At 56.4% G+C, this 17,536-nt stretch carries 27 protein-coding genes; 2 read left to right on the top strand and 25 right to left on the bottom strand.

Annotated features, from left to right (window positions below):
* Positions 1 to 376: 376 nt before the first annotated feature.
* The 11 genes from rpmD to rpmC all read right to left on the bottom strand — a co-directional run bounded on the left by rpmD (position 377) and on the right by rpmC (position 4,572).
* Positions 377 to 565 carry a 50S ribosomal protein L30 gene (rpmD, locus tag DI396_RS11275; RefSeq protein ID WP_110796330.1) on the bottom strand — a complete coding sequence of 63 codons (189 nt, stop codon included), beginning with the start codon at positions 563 to 565 and terminating at the stop codon, positions 377 to 379.
* Between the two features lie 12 nt (positions 566 to 577).
* A complete protein-coding gene (gene rpsE, locus DI396_RS11280) occupies positions 578 to 1,144 on the bottom strand; it encodes a 30S ribosomal protein S5 (protein WP_110796331.1) in 567 nt (188 codons plus the stop codon).
* Between the two features lie 11 nt (positions 1,145 to 1,155).
* Positions 1,156 to 1,515: a 50S ribosomal protein L18 gene (gene rplR, locus DI396_RS11285; RefSeq protein ID WP_110796332.1), complete on the bottom strand. Its 360-nt coding sequence runs from the start codon at positions 1,513 to 1,515 to the stop codon at positions 1,156 to 1,158.
* Between the two features lie 11 nt (positions 1,516 to 1,526).
* The gene (gene rplF / locus DI396_RS11290) at positions 1,527 to 2,060 is read right to left on the bottom strand and encodes a 50S ribosomal protein L6 (RefSeq protein WP_110796333.1); all 534 of its coding nucleotides are present in this window, start codon (positions 2,058 to 2,060) and stop codon (positions 1,527 to 1,529) included.
* 11 nt (positions 2,061 to 2,071) lie between these two features.
* A complete protein-coding gene (rpsH, locus tag DI396_RS11295; protein WP_110796334.1) occupies positions 2,072 to 2,464 on the bottom strand; it encodes a 30S ribosomal protein S8 in 393 nt (130 codons plus the stop codon).
* A gap of 12 nt (positions 2,465 to 2,476) precedes the next feature.
* Positions 2,477 to 2,782 (bottom strand): 30S ribosomal protein S14, encoded by a 306-nt coding sequence (gene rpsN / locus DI396_RS11300; RefSeq protein ID WP_110796335.1) that lies wholly within the window; start codon positions 2,780 to 2,782, stop codon positions 2,477 to 2,479.
* A gap of 22 nt (positions 2,783 to 2,804) precedes the next feature.
* Entirely contained in the window at positions 2,805 to 3,368 is a 564-nt protein-coding gene (rplE, locus tag DI396_RS11305) for a 50S ribosomal protein L5 (protein WP_110796336.1), read from the bottom strand.
* A complete protein-coding gene (gene rplX / locus DI396_RS11310) occupies positions 3,361 to 3,672 on the bottom strand; it encodes a 50S ribosomal protein L24 (RefSeq protein ID WP_110796337.1) in 312 nt (103 codons plus the stop codon). The genes rplE and rplX overlap by 8 nt, the downstream gene beginning before the upstream one ends.
* Entirely contained in the window at positions 3,672 to 4,040 is a 369-nt protein-coding gene (gene rplN / locus DI396_RS11315) for a 50S ribosomal protein L14 (RefSeq protein WP_005849814.1), read from the bottom strand. Before rplN ends, rplX begins: the two co-directional genes overlap by 1 nt.
* Before the next feature lie 84 nt (positions 4,041 to 4,124).
* Entirely contained in the window at positions 4,125 to 4,355 is a 231-nt protein-coding gene (rpsQ, locus tag DI396_RS11320) for a 30S ribosomal protein S17 (protein ID WP_110796338.1), read from the bottom strand.
* Positions 4,356 to 4,368: 13 nt separating this feature from the next.
* On the bottom strand, positions 4,369 to 4,572 hold the full coding sequence (gene rpmC, locus DI396_RS11325) for a 50S ribosomal protein L29 (protein ID WP_110796339.1): 204 nt from the start codon (positions 4,570 to 4,572) through the stop codon (positions 4,369 to 4,371).
* Positions 4,573 to 4,947: 375 nt separating this feature from the next.
* Between rpmC and DI396_RS11330 the strand changes: the two genes are divergently transcribed.
* Positions 4,948 to 5,568: a TIGR02466 family protein gene (locus DI396_RS11330; protein WP_110796340.1), complete on the top strand. Its 621-nt coding sequence runs from the start codon at positions 4,948 to 4,950 to the stop codon at positions 5,566 to 5,568.
* 388 nt (positions 5,569 to 5,956) lie between these two features.
* On the opposite strand, the gene rplP is transcribed toward DI396_RS11330, so the two are convergent.
* The 13 genes from rplP to rpsL all read right to left on the bottom strand — a co-directional run bounded on the left by rplP (position 5,957) and on the right by rpsL (position 15,252).
* The gene (rplP, locus tag DI396_RS11335) at positions 5,957 to 6,370 is read right to left on the bottom strand and encodes a 50S ribosomal protein L16 (protein ID WP_110796341.1); all 414 of its coding nucleotides are present in this window, start codon (positions 6,368 to 6,370) and stop codon (positions 5,957 to 5,959) included.
* Positions 6,371 to 6,382: 12 nt separating this feature from the next.
* Positions 6,383 to 7,090: a 30S ribosomal protein S3 gene (rpsC, locus tag DI396_RS11340; protein WP_110796342.1), complete on the bottom strand. Its 708-nt coding sequence runs from the start codon at positions 7,088 to 7,090 to the stop codon at positions 6,383 to 6,385.
* Positions 7,083 to 7,469, bottom strand: coding sequence for a 50S ribosomal protein L22 (rplV, locus tag DI396_RS11345; RefSeq protein ID WP_110796343.1), 387 nt, complete (start codon positions 7,467 to 7,469; stop codon positions 7,083 to 7,085). Before rplV ends, rpsC begins: the two co-directional genes overlap by 8 nt.
* A 3-nt stretch (positions 7,470 to 7,472) precedes the next feature.
* Complete coding sequence (rpsS, locus tag DI396_RS11350) at positions 7,473 to 7,751, bottom strand: 30S ribosomal protein S19 (RefSeq protein ID WP_005980699.1); 279 nt, start codon at positions 7,749 to 7,751, stop codon at positions 7,473 to 7,475.
* 3 nt (positions 7,752 to 7,754) lie between these two features.
* Entirely contained in the window at positions 7,755 to 8,597 is an 843-nt protein-coding gene (gene rplB, locus DI396_RS11355; RefSeq protein WP_110796344.1) for a 50S ribosomal protein L2, read from the bottom strand.
* Between the two features lie 319 nt (positions 8,598 to 8,916).
* Complete coding sequence (locus tag DI396_RS11360; protein ID WP_110796345.1) at positions 8,917 to 9,213, bottom strand: 50S ribosomal protein L23; 297 nt, start codon at positions 9,211 to 9,213, stop codon at positions 8,917 to 8,919.
* Positions 9,210 to 9,827: a 50S ribosomal protein L4 gene (gene rplD / locus DI396_RS11365; protein ID WP_110796346.1), complete on the bottom strand. Its 618-nt coding sequence runs from the start codon at positions 9,825 to 9,827 to the stop codon at positions 9,210 to 9,212. Before rplD ends, DI396_RS11360 begins: the two co-directional genes overlap by 4 nt.
* Entirely contained in the window at positions 9,824 to 10,552 is a 729-nt protein-coding gene (rplC, locus tag DI396_RS11370) for a 50S ribosomal protein L3 (RefSeq protein ID WP_110796460.1), read from the bottom strand. Before rplC ends, rplD begins: the two co-directional genes overlap by 4 nt.
* Before the next feature lie 15 nt (positions 10,553 to 10,567).
* Complete coding sequence (gene rpsJ / locus DI396_RS11375; protein WP_110796347.1) at positions 10,568 to 10,882, bottom strand: 30S ribosomal protein S10; 315 nt, start codon at positions 10,880 to 10,882, stop codon at positions 10,568 to 10,570.
* A 128-nt stretch (positions 10,883 to 11,010) separates the two neighbouring features.
* Complete coding sequence (tuf, locus tag DI396_RS11380) at positions 11,011 to 12,186, bottom strand: elongation factor Tu (protein ID WP_110796348.1); 1,176 nt, start codon at positions 12,184 to 12,186, stop codon at positions 11,011 to 11,013.
* Between the two features lie 63 nt (positions 12,187 to 12,249).
* Positions 12,250 to 14,370: an elongation factor G gene (fusA, locus tag DI396_RS11385; RefSeq protein ID WP_110796349.1), complete on the bottom strand. Its 2,121-nt coding sequence runs from the start codon at positions 14,368 to 14,370 to the stop codon at positions 12,250 to 12,252.
* Positions 14,371 to 14,397: 27 nt separating this feature from the next.
* The gene (gene rpsG, locus DI396_RS11390; protein WP_110796350.1) at positions 14,398 to 14,868 is read right to left on the bottom strand and encodes a 30S ribosomal protein S7; all 471 of its coding nucleotides are present in this window, start codon (positions 14,866 to 14,868) and stop codon (positions 14,398 to 14,400) included.
* A 12-nt stretch (positions 14,869 to 14,880) separates the two neighbouring features.
* The gene (gene rpsL / locus DI396_RS11395; RefSeq protein ID WP_005621086.1) at positions 14,881 to 15,252 is read right to left on the bottom strand and encodes a 30S ribosomal protein S12; all 372 of its coding nucleotides are present in this window, start codon (positions 15,250 to 15,252) and stop codon (positions 14,881 to 14,883) included.
* Between the two features lie 434 nt (positions 15,253 to 15,686).
* Here rpsL and DI396_RS11400 point away from each other — a divergent pair, with 434 nt between their 5' ends.
* Positions 15,687 to 16,511, top strand: coding sequence for a putative rhamnosyl transferase (locus DI396_RS11400; RefSeq protein ID WP_110796351.1), 825 nt, complete (start codon positions 15,687 to 15,689; stop codon positions 16,509 to 16,511).
* Here DI396_RS11400 and DI396_RS11405 read toward each other — a convergent pair.
* The gene (locus DI396_RS11405) at positions 16,508 to 17,416 is read right to left on the bottom strand and encodes a DMT family transporter (RefSeq protein ID WP_204362843.1); all 909 of its coding nucleotides are present in this window, start codon (positions 17,414 to 17,416) and stop codon (positions 16,508 to 16,510) included. The two genes, DI396_RS11400 and DI396_RS11405, sit on opposite strands and share 4 nt — an antisense overlap.
* Between the last annotated feature and the right edge of the window lie 120 nt (positions 17,417 to 17,536).

Raw genomic sequence — 17,536 nt, forward strand, 5'->3', positions numbered from 1 at the left:
CACAGAACAAAGCTTCGGCGGTTACCACCTGCTAACACAGGCAATAATGCGGCCTGAGTGTCATCGCGCGCGGCGACGGTTACTCCCGAATCGCGCCAGCCCACAGAGCCTCCTCCACGCCGCAGCCCAAACACCCCTGCCCCGATCGTCACCGCAGGCAGAAACCGGCCGCCCTCCATAGCATCCAGCGCCCGAAGCACGCCAAACATCGCCGGAATCATCCGCACTCGGTGAGAGCTTCGCCGCCCTTCGCATCAACGGAGGCAAGGTTTACGCACCTCCTAGGTCAGCGCACAGGCTGTCCGCCGCAACCGGACGAAAGAAACGCCCCGCAGTTGCCTGCGGAGCGCTCCAAATTCTAACCGTTGAAAAGGGCTTAGCCTTTTTCTTCGATGATCTCGACCATGTGAGAGATCGAGTTCACCATGCCGCGCACGGAAGGTGTATCTTCCAATTCACGGGTACGGTTCATTTTGTTCAAGCCCAGACCAACCAGCGTAGCACGCTGTTTGGCGGGACGGCGGATCGGCGAGCCGACCTGCTTAACGACGATGGTTTTTGCCATTTTATCGGTTCCTTACGCTTCAACAGCTTCGGCAGCCGGCGCATCATCTTTTTTCAAGATGTCTGCAACCTTCTTACCGCGGCGCTGTGCCACAGAACGCGGGCTGGTTTCTTTACGAAGACCATCCAACGTTGCGCGGATCATGTTGTAGGGGTTCTGCGAGCCGATTGACTTCGCAACAACATCCTGAACACCGAGCATTTCAAAAACGGCACGCATCGGACCACCAGCAATGATGCCGGTACCTTGTGGTGCGGTGCGCATCACAACTTTACCTGCGCCATGACGGCCTTCCATGTCGTGGTGCAATGTGCGGCCTTCTTTAAGCTGCACGCGCATCATCTGACGCTTGGCTTGCTCGGTGGCTTTGCGGATGGCCTCAGGGACCTCTTTCGCTTTGCCTTTACCGAAGCCAACACGGCCCTTTTGATCGCCGACAACCACGAGCGCGGCAAAGCCGAAACGCTTACCACCCTTCACGGTTTTCGACACGCGGTTGATCGCGACCAGACGATCGGCGAATTCAGGGGTTTCGTCGCGATCGCGACGGTTGCCCCGGTTTTGACCTTCTCTTGCCATATCGTCTCTCCTTAGATCTTCAGGCCGCCTTCACGAGCAGCGTCGGCCAAAGCCTTCACCTTCCCGTGAAAGAGGAAACCACCACGATCGAAATATGCTTCGGTGACGCCGGCCTTTTTGGCCCGCTCGGCAATCGCCGCGCCAACTTTCGTTGCCGCTTCGACATTGTTTTTGCCGACCATACCCAGATCCTTCTCGAGAGAAGAAGCCGAGGCGAGGGTCACACCATTCACATCGTCGATCAGCTGGACGCTGATGTTCTTGTTGCTGCGGTGAACCGAAAGACGCGCACGTCCCGCGTTCACTTTGCGCAGTTTGTTCCGAACGCGCAGGCGGCGCTTCAGAAACAGGGTTCTTTTGCTGTTTGCCATGTCCTGGGTCCTTACTTCTTCTTGCCTTCCTTGCGGAAGATATACTCGTCTTTGTATTTGATGCCTTTGCCTTTGTAGGGCTCGGGCTTGCGCCATTCACGGATGTTTGCCGCGACTTGACCAACGAGTTGTGCACTATCGCCTTCGATCACGATCTCGGTGTTCTTCGGGCAGGTCACGGTTACACCGGCCGGCACTTCGAAGTCGACGTCGTGGCTATATCCGAGCGACAGTTTCAGGGTGTTGCCCTGCATCTGCGCACGATAACCAACACCGTTGATCTCAAGCTCTTTTTTGAAGCCTTCGGTAACGCCTTTGACCATATTCGCAACAACGGTGCGGCTCATGCCCCACTGTTGGCGCGCGCGCTTGGATTTGCCGCGCGGAGTGATCCGCACAACGTTATCTTCCAAAGCAATGGTCACGTCATCCGTGGCGGTGAAGTTTTGGGTCGCTTTCGGACCTTTGACTTCGATGGTCTGGCCGGACACCGAGGCGGTTACACCTGCGGGCAGCTCGACCGGTTTCTTACCAATACGAGACATTCCAGACCTCCTTAGAACACGGTGCAGAGCACTTCGCCACCAACATTGGCGGAGCGTGCAGCTGCATCGGACATGACGCCCTTGGGCGTGGAGACAATCGACACACCAAGGCCCTGACGGACAACGGGGATGTCATTGACGCCCATGTAAACGCGACGGCCAGGTTTGGAAACCCGCTTCACTTCACGAATAACAGGGGTGCCTTCGTAGTATTTGAGGCTGATCTCGATGGCCGGGTGGCCGTCTTTGCCAGTCGCTTTCTCATAACCGCGAATGTAGCCCTCGTCTGCGAGCACATCCAACACCCATGCACGCAGCTTGGAGGCCGGTGTCATGACAGTGGATTTGCCACGCAATTGAGCGTTACGGATACGGGTGAGCATATCGCCGATAGGATCGTTCATAATATCTCTCCCTTACCAGCTCGACTTGACCATGCCGGGGATCTGACCAAAGGAGGCCAGTTCGCGCAGCATGATCCGCGATACTTTGAGCTTACGGTAATAAGCGTGGGGACGACCGGTCAGCTGGCAACGGTTGTGCAAGCGCACAGCAGAGCTGTTGCGCGGCAGCTTGGCAAGCTTCAAAGACGCGCGAAAACGCTCTTCCATAGGCTTGCTTTCGTCGTTCACGATTTCCTTCAGAACGGCGCGTTTGGTTGCATATTTTGCCACCAGCTTCTCGCGCTTTTTCTGACGTTCGAGCATTGCTTTTTTAGCCATGTCTATGTTCCTTCCCGCTGCTTCAGCTGTTGAAGGGCATGTTGAAAGCTTTCAACAGCGCCTTAGCTTCAGCGTCGGTTTTCGCCGTGGTGGCAATAACGATGTCCATACCCCAGTTCTCATCGACTTTGTCGAAATCGATTTCGGGGAAAACGATGTGCTCTTTGAGACCCATGGCATAGTTGCCGCGGCCGTCAAAGCTCTTGCCGTTCACGCCGCGAAAATCGCGGACACGGGGCAAAGCAATCGTGGTCAGACGATCAAGGAATTCATACATGCGCGCACCGCGCAGGGTCACTTTCGCACCCAGCGGCATTTCTTCACGCACGCGGAACGTCGCGATGGATTTCTTCGCAAGCGTTGTCACGGCTTTCTGGCCTGCAATCGTGCTCAGGTCTTCTTGAGCAGATTTGGCTTTCTTGCTGTCACGCACGGCTTCGGCACCGCAGCCGATGTTCAGAACGATTTTATCCAGACGCGGGATCTGCATGTCGTTCTTATAACCGAACTCTTCCTTCATCGCAGCGCGGATCGTGTCCGCGTACAGCGTTTTCAGACGCGGGGTGTAGGTTTCGGTATCAAGCATCGATTGCATCCCCCGTGGTTTTGGCGAAGCGCACTTTCTTGTCGCCTTCCATGCGGAAGCCAACGCGTGTTGCTTTGCCGTTTTTGTCAACCAAAGCAAGGTTGCTCAGCTGGATCGGCATCGCCTTAGGCAAGCGGCCACCTTGGCTGGTCTGGCTTTGACGGGTGTGACGGATCGCCATGTTCACGCCTTCGACCACGGCTTTACCGGCCTGTGGATCGACAGTCGTGATTGTTCCGGTTTGACCTTTGTCTTTACCGGCGAGAACGATCACCTTGTCACCTTTGCGGAGTTTAGCAGCCATTACAGCACCTCCGGAGCAAGCGAGATGATTTTCATGAAGTTTTTCGCGCGAAGCTCACGAACAACTGGCCCGAAGATACGGGTGCCGACTGGCTCGTTGCTGTTGTTGAGGATCACGGCGGCGTTGCGATCAAAACGGATCGCGGTGCCATCTTCACGGCGGACTTCTTTAGCTGTGCGAACGACGACGGCCTTGCGGACGTCCCCTTTCTTCACACGGCCACGTGGAATGGCTTCCTTCACCGAAACGACAATAATGTCGCCAACGGAGGCGTACTTACGCTTGGAACCACCCAGGACCTTGATGCACTGAACTCGGCGAGCGCCGGAGTTGTCAGCAACATCCAGATTGGTCTGCATCTGGATCATGTGGTTTCTCCCGACCTATGGGGCTTCCTGCACTTGGCAGGGGCTTAATCCCCAGGGTTTCGTAATGCCGAAAGGCCTGAAAGCTTACGCTTCCAGAACCTCCCAACGCTTAGTCTTCGAACGTGGCGCACATTCGATAATGCGCACGCTGTCACCTGCTTTGTAGGTGTTCTTCTCATCGTGAGCCCGATATTTTTTGGACTTACGGATGGTCTTTTTCAGAACAGGGTGTGTGAAACGACGTTCAACCGAAACCGTTACGGTTTGCTCGTTTGCGGCGCTTGTCACGGTGCCAGTCAGGATACGTTTGGGCATCTTTCGGGCTCCCTTATTCTGCAGCCGCTTGCGCGGCCTTTTCGTTGAGAATGGTTTTCACGCGGGCGGCGTTGCGGCGTGCCGCTTTCATGCCCGATGTGTTTTCCATTTGACCGGTGGCTTGCTGAAAACGGAGATTGAAGCTCTCTTTTTTCAGGTTGGCCAATTCCTCGCGGAGTTGGTCCGGCGTCTTGTCGCGGAGTTCTTGAGCGTTCATAGCCAAGTCCTTTTTCCTAAGCACCAGAAGGCCCCGTTTAGGGTGACCTTGCGCCTGGTGGGCGAATACAAAAACACACGAATCCCGCAGGCGGGAATCCGTGAGTTGGCGTTCTATAGGGGAGTCGCATCAGCGAGGCAAGGGAAACCTCAAGGTTTTGCCAATACAGGCGGGGTTTACCGCATCCCCGCGCCCGCGGCGCCGATAAATCCGGACCGCACAGGATGAAAATCTACAGGCCGGCCATCCGGCAGGATCTCCCCGAGCACCACCAACCACGCACAGACAGATCAAATCGCGCTATAATAACGGGCGCACCCGCCCTGCCGCGAAATCCCTCTCGCTCGCGCCCGCGATTGGCGGTAAAACAGCCCCATGTCACAGATTGAATCACTCTTCGCCACCCGCCTCTATCGCGCCCGTCTTTCTGAATTCGGCGACCCCGTTGATGCGGCTGAACTCGAAACCTCTTGTCTGTCGATCGCCGGCGATGACGAAGCAGGCCAAGAATGGTGTGAGGCACATGAGTTCCCCGGCTATACCAGCTATGCTTCGCTGACCGACCTACCGTGGCGCTTTCCGATCTTTGCACAGATCGTCACCGCATTGGACCAACATGTCGCGGCCTTTGCCGGCGACCTGTGCTTTGACCTCGACGAGCGCGAACTCGAACTTGAGGATCTGTGGATCAACATCCTGCCCGAAGGCGGCAGCCATTCGGCGCATATCCACCCCCATTCGGTGATCTCCGGCACCACCTATGTCGCCATGCCCGAGGGCGCCAGTGCGCTCAAACTCGAAGACCCGCGCCACGCCATGATGATGTCCGCCCCGCCCCGCATCAAAGATGCGCGCAAAGAGATGCAAAATTTCGTCTACGTCAAACCCGATGTCGGCGATGTGCTTTTGTGGGAAAGCTGGCTGCGCCACGAAGTCCCGATGAACATGTCCGAAGATGACAGGATTTCAGTGAGCTTTAATTATAAGTGGTCTTAGAGGCCGGTGAGGGCCGCAGGTTTTCGTATCCCTCGATTGCCGCCGCAAGCCGCCACCGACGACGCTACGGGCAGGTTCGCACCAGTGGCCTTTGCACGAAGTCGCATCAAGATACAGGGGCGCGAGGGCGGGGCTGTGACACTGCTGCATTTAAATAGGACAACAAAGCCCGAGCATACCGGAGCGCGAGATTGAACTTTTCCTTGAAGATCTAAACGCAATCGCCGCGCCATCAAAAACCGGGATGCCGATACCCAACTTATTCCAAGCAAAACCCCCGCCGATTTCTCGACGGGGGTCTTTTTCTTCACAGACTGTGCAGCTCGTGTTTTCCTCTCGGAAAATCGCAATACCGCGTGCCTGACGCGCCGCTTACACGGAGCGCCGGTTACCAGTCTTCGCGAACCACGACGCGGGTTTTGATCGGAAGTTTCATCGCAGCAAGGCGCAGGGCCTCACGGGCGATGTCTTCGTTCACACCGTCGATTTCGAACATCACGCGGCCAGGTTTGACTTTGGCAGCCCAAAAGTCGACCGAACCTTTACCTTTACCCATCCGGACTTCGGTAGGCTTGGAGGTCACGGGCAGATCCGGGAAAATGCGGATCCAGACACGGCCTTGGCGTTTCATGTGACGTGTCATCGCCCGGCGTGCCGCCTCGATTTGACGTGCGGTGACGCGCTCTGGCTCGGTGGCTTTGAGACCATATGTGCCGAAGTTCAGATCGCTGCCGCCTTTTGCAAGACCTTTGATCCGGCCTTTGTGCATCTTGCGGAATTTAGTGCGCTTTGGTTGAAGCATCTCTCTTCTCCCTTAACGACGGCCGCCAGCGCCGCGAGGCGTAGGACCATCTTGGAGTTCCTGTGCTTTACGCTCACGGGCAGACGGATCATGCTCAAGGATTTCACCTTTGAAGATCCATGTCTTGATGCCTATGATGCCATAGGCCGTGGTGGCCTCGACATGAGCGTAATCGATGTCGGCGCGCAGCGTGTGCAACGGCACACGGCCCTCACGGTACCATTCGGTACGCGCGATTTCGGCACCGCCAAGACGGCCTGCCACGTTGACGCGGATGCCGAGGGCACCCATACGCATTGCATTCTGCACGGCGCGCTTCATAGCACGGCGGAAGGACACACGGCGTTCGAGCTGCTGGGCGATGCTATCACCAACCAACTGCGCATCAAGCTCGGGCTTACGCACTTCAACAATGTTGAGGTGCAATTCCGAATCGGTGATCGCGGAGATTTTCTTGCGCAGGGTTTCGATGTCTGCGCCTTTCTTGCCGATGATCACACCCGGACGTGCTGTGTGGATCGTGACGCGGCACTTTTTGTGCGGACGCTCGATGATCACACGGCTGATGCCGGCTTGCTTGCACTCTTTGTTGATGAAATCACGGATGGCGATGTCTTCGAGAAGAAGGTCACCGAAATCCTTGCTTTCTGCATACCAACGGCTGTCCCATGTGCGGTTCACCTGAAGGCGCATGCCAATCGGATTGACTTTATTACCCATTCGCTTGCTCCTCTACTTGGCGCACTTTGATCGTCAGTTCCGAGAACGGCTTGACGATTTTGCCAAAACGGCCACGAGCCCGCGGGCGACCGCGTTTCATCACCAGGTTCTTGCCAACAAAGGCTTCTGCCACGACGAGTTCATCCACATCGAGATTGTGGTTGTTCTCGGCATTGGCGATGGCCGACTGCAGGCATTTTTTCACGTCGATCGCGATACGCTTCTTGGAGAAGGTCAGATCGTCGAGCGCTTTGCCGACTTTCTTGCCGCGGATCATCGCAGCAACAAGGTTCAGCTTTTGCGGGCTTGTACGGAGCATGCGCAGTTTTGCCATTGCTTCGTTATCGGCCACGCGGCGGGGATTCTTATCCTTGCTCATGGCTTATTTCCGCTTCGCTTTTTTGTCGGCGGCATGGCCATAATAGGTCCGGGTCGGCGAATACTCACCAAACTTCTGACCGATCATGTCTTCGCTGACGTTGACAGGAATATGTTTCTGGCCGTTGTAAACGCCAAACGTCAGACCCACGAATTGGGGCAGGATCGTCGAGCGGCGCGACCAGATTTTGATAACTTCATTACGACCCGACTCGCGAGCTGCTTCGGCTTTCTTAAGCACGTAAGCATCCACAAAGGGGCCTTTCCAAACGGAACGAGACATCTATTAACGTCCCTTCTTCTTGGCGTGGCGCGAGCGAACGATAAGCTTTTGCGACGCTTTGTTTTTGTTGCGAGTGCGAGCACCCTTGGTCGGCTTACCCCAAGGTGTCACAGGGTGGCGACCACCCGATGTACGACCTTCACCACCACCATGGGGGTGGTCGACGGGGTTCATAACCACACCACGAACCGAAGGACGGATGCCCTTGTGGCGCATACGGCCAGCTTTACCGTAGTTCTGGTTCGAGTTGTCGGGGTTCGACACGGCACCGACGGTGGCCATGCATTCCTGACGCACGAGACGCAGTTCACCGGAGCTGAGGCGGATCTGAGCGTAGCCACCATCACGACCAACGAATTGGGCGTAGGTGCCGGCGGCACGCGCGATCTGACCGCCTTTGCCTGGCTTCATCTCGATGTTGTGGATGATGGTACCGATCGGCATGCCCGAGAACGGCATCGCGTTGCCCGGCTTGATGTCGGCTTTGGACGCAGCAATCACCTTGTCACCAACAGCCAAACGCTGCGGCGCGAGGATGTAGGCTTGCTCGCCGTCATCATATTTGATCAGTGCGATGAATGCGGTCCGGTTCGGGTCATATTCGATCCGTTCGACGGTTGCCGCGACATCCATTTTGTTACGTTTAAAATCAACGATCCGGTAGAGGCGTTTCGCCCCGCCCCCGCGACGACGCGAGGTAATCCGTCCGGTGTTGTTCCGGCCGCCCGACTTGGTCAAACCCTCTGTGAGAGATTTAACCGGGCGCCCTTTCCAAAGCTCCGAACGGTCGATCAGCACCAGCCCACGCTGGCCCGGCGTCGTCGGTTTGTACGACTTGAGTGCCATGCTTTCTGTCTTCCGTTTTGCTGTGCGGCCTTGCCCCGATAGGGTGCCGGTTCCGCCGGTTTAGCCCCCCGAAGGTGGCCGTCTTATAGGGCCCCGTAGGTCCCTGACAAAATAGCAACCGGCCCCAGAACGAATCTGAGGCCAGTTGCGATGGCTGCTAGTAGCAGGGCGATGATGGGCTGTCTATAGGAAGGGCCGTATTTGTTGGGCAATTGGCCCTTAAGAGCCGATGCTCCCGCCATCCGTTCGCCTAATGGCAACGAAAAAGCCCCCCGCCATTACTGACGAGGGGCTTTCAATCTTCTCAAAAACCTAAATCTCAGAGTCCGGTGGACACGTCGATTGTGTTGCCCTCTTCGAGCGTCACATAGGCTTTTTTCACGTCCTTACGGCGACCGATTTGGCCTTTGAACCGCTTGGCTTTACCTTTGGTGATCGCGGTGTTCACAGCTTTGACCTTCACACCAAACAAAGCTTCAACAGCCTCTTTGATCTGGGGTTTGTTGCTGTCAATCGCCACTTCAAAAACAACGGCACCGTTTTCGGAAACCATGGTCGCTTTTTCGGTGATGATCGGCTTGCGGATCACGTCGTAATGTTCTGCCTTGGCACTCATTTCAATCGAGCCTCCAGTGCTTCGATACCCGCTTTGGTGATCACGAGTGTATCACGCTTGAGGATATCATATACGTTTGCGCCCATCGTCGGCAGGATGTCCAAACCTTCGATGTTACGGGCCGCTTGCAAGAAGTCTTGGTTCACGTCGGCGCCATCGATGATCAAAGCGCGTTTCCAGCCGAGGTTTTTCACCTGTTTGGCCAAAGCTGCGGTTTTCCCATCCGAGGATGCCGATTCAATCACCACCAACTCGCCTGCTTTGGCTTTCGCCGACAGAGCGTGCATCAGGCCAAGCTTGCGGACCTTTTTGGGCAGTTCATGACCGTGCGAACGCGGGGTCGGACCTTTGTAGATACCACCTTTACGGAAGATCGGCGCGTTACGGTCACCGTGGCGTGCGCCGCCGGTGCCTTTTTGGCGATAGATCTTCTTGGTCGAATAGGAGGTTTCCGAACGGGTCTTGACCTTGTGCGTGCCGGCTTGCGCATTGTTACGCTGCCAACGGACCACACGGTGCAGGATGTCAACGCGCGGCTCAAGACCGAACAACGCTTCGTCCAGATCCAGAGTACCGGCTTTGCTGCCGTCGAGGTTGATCACATCAAGTTTCATGCTTCACCGCCTTCCGCAGGTGCTTCAGCCGGAGCCTCTGCCGCTGCTGCTGCCGATTTCAAAGCTGCCGGGAACGGAACGTTCTCGGGCAGTTTCTTCTTCACAGCATCCTTGACCGTCACCCAGCCGCCTTTGGAGCCGGGAACGGCGCCTTTGACCATGACCAGACCACGATCTGCATCGGTTTTAACAACTTCAAGGTTCTGGGTGGTCACGCGCACTGCGCCCATGTGACCGGCCATCTTCTTGCCTTTGAAAACCTTGCCAGGATCCTGACACTGCCCTGTCGAGCCGTGCGAACGGTGCGAAATCGAAACACCGTGCGAGGCACGCAAACCGCCAAAGTTGTGACGCTTCATCGCACCTTGGAAGCCTTTACCGATCGAAGTACCGGCAACGTCAACCTTTTGACCAACGACATAGTGTTCGGCCGAAATCTCTTCGCCAATGGCGATGAGGTTCTCTGCGGAAACGCGGAATTCCGCGACTTTCCGTTTGGGCTCGACACCTGCTTTGGCGAAATGGCCACGCATGGCTTTCGACGTGCGCTTCGCTTTGGCCGCACCGGCACCCAGCTGAACCGCTGTGTAGCCGTCGCGGTCAGCCGTGCGCTGATCGACAACCTGAAGGTTTTCCATCTGAAGAACGGTTACAGGGATCTGCTTGCCGTCTTCCATGAACAAGCGGGTCATGCCCACTTTTTTCGCAATAATACCAGAGCGCATATTCATACCCCCCAATTACGATTGCAACTTGATCTCGACGTCCACACCAGCCGCGAGGTCGAGCTTCATCAGCGCGTCCACGGTTTGGGGAGTCGGATCAACGATGTCGAGAAGACGCTTGTGGGTACGGATTTCCCACTGGTCCCGCGATTTCTTGTTCACGTGAGGGCTACGTAGAACAGTGAATTTCTCGATCTTGTTCGGCAGCGGAATCGGACCACGGACTGTGGCGCCGGTGCGCTTGGCGGTGTTTACGATTTCCTGTGTGGACGCATCCAACACACGATAATCAAACGCCTTAAGCCGAATGCGAATGTTTTGTGACTGCATAGTCATTGCCTTTCGCGGCTAAGAGTTGAGAGGTCGAACGCACACCATTGCGCGCCCCACGTCGAACCCTGAAATAGGTTGCAGGCTGCACTACAGCGCAGCCTGCATTCTCGCAACCAAAAAATGGCTTACGCGAGGATTTTGGATACGACGCCGGCACCAACGGTACGGCCGCCTTCGCGGATCGCGAAGCGCAGGCCGTCTTCCATGGCGATCGGTGCGATCAGTTCAACTTCGAACTTCAAGTTATCGCCAGGCATCACCATTTCGGTGCCTTCGGGCAAGATCACCGTGCCGGTCACGTCAGTGGTCCGGAAGTAGAACTGCGGACGATAGTTCGCGAAGAACGGCGTGTGACGGCCACCCTCGTCTTTGGTGAGGATATACGCCTCGGCTTCGAACTTCGTGTGCGGGTTCACAGAGCCCGGCTTACACAGAACCTGACCACGCTCAACGCCTTCACGGTCGATACCGCGCAGCAACGCACCGATGTTGTCGCCCGCTTCACCACGGTCCAAAAGCTTGCGGAACATTTCAACGCCCGTGCAAGTGGTTTTCTTGGTGTCGCGGATACCAACGATTTCGATCTCGTCACCGACGTTGATCACACCGCGTTCCACACGGCCGGTCACAACCGTACCACGACCGGAGATCGAGAACACGTCCTCAACCGGCATCAGGAAGGGTTGATCCACCGCACGTGCAGGCGTCGGGATGTATTCGTCAACAGCCGCCATCAATTCGCGGATCTTGTTTTCGCCGATTTCAGGGTTGTTGCCTTCCATCGCCGCCAAAGCCGAACCTGCAATGATCGGAATGTCATCGCCAGGGTAGTCGTAGGACGACAGCAATTCGCGGATTTCCATTTCAACCAGCTCGAGCAGCTCGTCGTCATCCACTTGGTCAACTTTGTTCATGAAGACGACCATTTTCGGGATGCCAACCTGGCGACCCAAAAGGATGTGCTCACGGGTCTGGGGCATCGGGCCATCAGCCGCGTTCACAACCAGGATTGCGCCATCCATCTGCGCCGCACCGGTGATCATGTTTTTCACATAGTCCGCGTGGCCGGGGCAATCGACGTGCGCATAGTGACGCGCTTCGGTTTCATATTCGACGTGGGCGGTCGAAATGGTGATGCCGCGCGCTTTTTCTTCGGGCGCGCCGTCAATCTGGTCATACGCTTTGAAGTCACCAAAATATTTGGTGATCGCTGCGGTCAGCGTGGTTTTACCGTGGTCAACGTGGCCGATTGTACCAATGTTAACGTGCGGTTTATTACGTTCAAACTTTTCCTTAGCCATGATGGCCTCCTTGTCTTTTACCGGCCTCAGGCACGCAGCCTAAGCTGCGCGCCCTGCCTGAAATTACGCGAATTTCGCTTGGATTTCGTCAGAGATGTTCTGCGGCACGGCTTCGTAATGGCCGAACTGCATCGAGAAGTTCGCACGGCCCGACGACATCGAGCGCAGCGTGTTGATATAGCCAAACATGTTCGCCAACGGCACGAATGCGTCGATTGCAATCGCGTTGCCGCGGGTGTCTTGGCCTTGAACCTGCCCGCGACGGGAGGTCAAATCGCCAATGATGCCACCGGTATATTCTTCCGGTGTAATCACTTCGACTTTCATGATCGGTTCGAGCAGTTTCGCGCCGGCTTTGCGCATACCTTCACGCATACACATACGTGCCGCGATTTCGAACGCCAGAACGCTGGAGTCAACATCGTGGAACTTACCGTCGATCAGCGTCACTTTGAAATCGATCACAGGGAAGCCGGCAAGCGGGCCGCTGTCCATAACCGATTTGATGCCTTTTTCGACGCCCGGGATGTATTCCTTGGGAACCGAACCACCAACGATTTTGCTTTCGAACGAATAACCTTCGCCCGGCTCTGTCGGGGTGATGATGAGTTTGACCTCACCGAACTGACCCGAACCACCCGATTGTTTCTTGTGGGTGTAGGTGTGCTCGACTTCGTGGCCGATGGTCTCACGGTAGGCCACTTGCGGCGCACCAATGTTCGCTTCGACTTTGAATTCGCGCTTCAGACGGTCGACAAGAATGTCGAGGTGAAGTTCGCCCATCCCCTTCATGATGGTTTGTCCCGATTCGATATCGGTTTCCACGCGGAAGGAAGGATCTTCGGCCGCCAAACGGGCCAAACCGGTCGACATCTTCTCTTGGTCAGCCTTGGTTTTAGGCTCGACCGCGATCTCGATCACCGGATCAGGGAAGCTCATGGTTTCCAGAACCACCGGATCGCTGACGGCGCAAAGCGTGTCACCCGTGGTGGTGTCTTTCAAACCCGCAAGCGCAATGATGTCGCCCGCGAATGCTTCGGTGATCTCTTCACGCTCGTTCGAGTGCATCATCATCATCCGGCCAACGCGCTCTTTGCGCCCTTTGGTCGAGTTCAAAAGCGTGTCACCCTTGTTCAATTTACCCGAGTAGATGCGGGTAAACGTGAGCGATCCGACGAAGGGGTCGTTCATGATTTTGAACGCCAGACCCGCGAAGGCCATATCGTCGTCCGCACGGCGCGGGATATTGCGTTCTTCGGTCTCGTCATCAGGCGAAAAGCCCATGTAGTCGACAACATCCAAAGGCGACGGCAGATAGTCGATCACCGCGTTAAGAAGCGGTTGAACGCCTTTGTTCTTGAACGCAGAGCCACCCAGAACCGGAACGAATTTCAATGCCAAGCAGCCTTTACGCAAAAGCGCGCGCAAAGTTTTCACGTCAGGCTCTGTGCCTTCCATGAGGTAGGCTTCCATCGCATCGTCGTCCATTTCGACGGCCGCTTCGATCATTTTGCCACGCCATTCGTCGGCTTGCGCCTTCAATTCATCACGAACGGGCGCTTTGATCCAGGATGCTCCAAGGTCTTCACCCTGCCACAGCCACTCTTCCATGGTCACGAGATCGATCAGACCTTCAAGCTCGGTCTCGGCACCGATCGGAATGCCGACGGGGATCGCTGTCGCGCCTGTACGGTCTTCGATCATGTGAACGCAGTTAAAGAAGTCTGCGCCGATCTTGTCCATTTTGTTCACAAAAACGATCCGCGGAACCTTATACCGGTCGGCTTGACGCCAAACGGTTTCGGTTTGCGGCTCAACACCGGCATTCCCGTCAAGAACGGTAACCGCGCCATCGAGTACCGCCAAGGAGCGTTCGACTTCGATGGTGAAGTCAACGTGGCCCGGGGTATCGATGATGTTCATCCGGTGCTTGGGAGAGTCAGGCTCGGTGCCGTTCTCGGTGCGTTCCCAGAATGTCGTCGTCGCAGCGGAGGTAATTGTAATACCCCGTTCCTGCTCTTGCTCCATCCAGTCCATCGTCGCGGCGCCGTCATGGACTTCGCCGAGGTTGTGGGATTTGCCTGTGTAAAACAGGATGCGCTCGGAACAAGTGGTTTTACCGGCATCGATGTGCGCAATAATACCAAAGTTCCGGTAGCGTTCGAGGGGATAGTCGCGTGCCATTGGTGTGCAGCCTCTAAGAGATTTGAATTACCAGCGGTAATGGCTGAACGCTTTGTTGGCGTCGGCCATTTTGTGGGTGTCTTCGCGCTTTTTAACGGCGCTGCCACGGCTGTTCACCGCATCGAGAAGTTCACCGGCAAGGCGCTCTTCCATGGTGTTTTCGTTGCGGGCGCGGCTGGCTTTGATCAACCAACGGATCGCAAGCGCTTCGCGGCGCTCGGGGCGAACCTCAACAGGTACCTGATAAGTCGCACCACCGACGCGGCGCGAACGCACTTCGACGGATGGTTTGATGTTCTCAAGCGCTTCGTGGAACACTTCGATTGGGGCGCGTTTGATCTTGTCTTCGACGCGATCAAGGGCGTTATAAACAATCTTCTCGGCGGCGGATTTCTTGCCATCGATCATGAGGTTGTTCATGAATTTGGTCAGGATGCGATCGCCAAATTTGGCGTCGGGCAATACTTCGCGCTTCTCAGCGGCGTGACGACGGGACATACCAGTCTCTCCTTACTTCGGACGCTTGGCGCCGTATTTCGAACGACGTTGTTTACGGTCTTTGACGCCTTGGGTATCCAAAACACCACGCAAGATGTGGTAACGGACACCCGGAAGGTCTTTGACACGACCGCCGCGGATCAGAACCACAGAGTGCTCCTGAAGGTTGTGGCTTTCACCCGGAATATACGAGATAACCTCGAAACCGTTGGTCAGGCGCACTTTGGCAACCTTACGCATCGCCGAGTTCGGCTTTTTCGGTGTGGTGGTATACACACGTGTGCACACGCCGCGCTTTTGCGGGCATTGCTCAAGGTGCATAGACTTCGAACGTTTCACTTTAGGCTGGCGCGGCTTGCGGATCAGCTGTTGGATCGTTGGCATTGGGCGTTTTCCCCGTTTCCTACACTTTGCTGCCGATGACCGGAGCCAAAGGCGGATGAATCTCAATCGCGCAATATGTCTCCACATAGCGCAAAAACCGCTATCGTTCCCATTCCGAGGTGAACGACGCGGTGGGTTAACAGAGGATCGAAGCGACAGGTGCTTGGATCTTGACCACTTAAGTTTTGATATCGGCTCGGAGTCTCCCCAGTGCCGGATGAAGGCGCGTATAAGAGGAGTCGCAGCGCGTGTCAACACATCCTACCGCATGCGTCGCTGCCTACTCCACAGGCCTACACCCACCCGCATTCTACGGTCATTGAACGCGCCCAGACCCCAGTCCAGTCACGTTACATTCATCGCTCTGCACGTCTTGCCGATCCCCGCGCCAAAGTGCCATAGTCCCCCAAAACCAGCCCCCCGCGAGGACCGCTATGCAAGTGATCGGCCTGTGCCGCTTTTCCTACCCTGCTCTTGGTGGATTTCAGATCGAACATGACAGCATCGAGGCCCGCCGCGCTTTCCTCTATGCCGAGGCACGCATGGAAGAGCGCTTTGCCCTCTTCGAAGGCTTCACCCTGCCCGCCCTTCGTGCCCAGACAGATCCGGATTTCACCTTTTTGACCGTTGTCGGTGATGATTTACCCGCACAATACCGCGCCCGCCTCGACGCCCTGACCGCCGGCATGCCACAGGTGGTAATCCAATCGCGCCCGCCGGGCCGGCACCGAGATGTGATGCAAGACGCGATCAATTCCGTGCGCACCGATCCTGATGCGCCCTGCCTGCAATTCCGCCTTGATGATGACGATGCGGTTGCCTGCTCCTACATCGAGGCCCTGCGTCTTGCCGCCGACGAACATCATAAACTCCTGCGCAGCGAACGCCATATCGCCATCGACTTCAATCAAGGCTTCCTGGCGCGTCCCTCCATGAACGGGATCGAAGCCGCGCCTTCAAGCACCCGCTTCATGACGGCCGCACTTGCTTTGCTGATCGCGCCCAACGTCAAACTCACCGTGATGAATTTTTCACACAGCCGCCTGCAACGTTTCATGTCCTGCGTGATCATGGGCGGCGTCGATATGTATGTGCGCAGCCACAACACCTTCAACGACAGCCGGATGGGCAAGCACCCGATGGAAATGCACCCGCTAACTCCCGAGCTAGAGGCACATTTCAAAGACACATTCGCCATTGATACAAATGACATCCGCCGTCTGTTCCATAACGTGCCGCCATTGGAAATAGGCGATTAGATCCCTCGCGTGGATCCGGACCGCGCCGCCAATTGTTCTGTCCTGATCCGCAATTGGCGCTCACGATAGAGCGTATAAAGCCCGCTGCCTGCGACAATCATCACGCCAAGCATCGTTACACCACTTGGCCAGTCGCCAAAAACCAGCCACCCGAGCATCAACGCCCATATCAAAGCCGTATAGCGGAATGGCGATACGACTGCGATGTCTCCGGACCGCATCGCCGTGATGGCGCAAAGGTAGCCGACAAAGACAAAGCTGCCCGATGCCACCAGTTGTGCGCTCTGAACACCGCCCACGGGTTGCCACTCAACGCCAATCGACACCACGCCGAAGACCCCCGTCACCGCCACCGCCGTGATGACCGTCACCAACAACGACGGCGTCTCACGGGACAATCGCCGCGTACACAAATCGCGCAGTGTCACGAAGCCCACCGCCACCAATGCGTAAATGGAATAATGATTGAACCCCTCCGGCCCCGGTTGAAGGATCAACACCACGCCGAACAACCCGGCCAGAATTGCCCCCATCCGCCGCCACCCCACCGGTTCGCGAAACAGCACCGCCGCCGCCAATGTCACGGTGAGCGGCAAGCTTTGCATCACCGCCGTCATATTGGCCAATGGCATGTATTTAAGCGCCGTCAGGAAAAAATACGCCGCGCCGATCTCACCCACCAACCGCCAGAACACCAATCCCCATTCGCGGCGCGGCAGGGCCATACGCAATGCTCCCATGCGCCACGCCAGCCCAAGGGTCAGAGCCGTGGTGACGATCCCACGTAGCAAAATCACCTGAGACAACGGCAAATCCACCGTCAATTGTTTCATCAAACTGTCCGATATGGTGAATCCCGCCATCGACAGCATCATGAACAGCGCGCCGCGCATATTGTCGCTCATGACCAACCCCGTTCCATATCAGATACGCCCGGCGACCGGTGCGCCGCTCGGGCTTCTATACCCCACCCGCTATACTAACACGCACGGACCATTGACCAGAGGCTCTGTCATTTTCTGCTG

This window comes from Litorivita pollutaquae, assembly GCF_003205515.1.
GTDB classification, from domain to species: Bacteria; Pseudomonadota; Alphaproteobacteria; order Rhodobacterales; family Rhodobacteraceae; genus Litorivita; species Litorivita pollutaquae.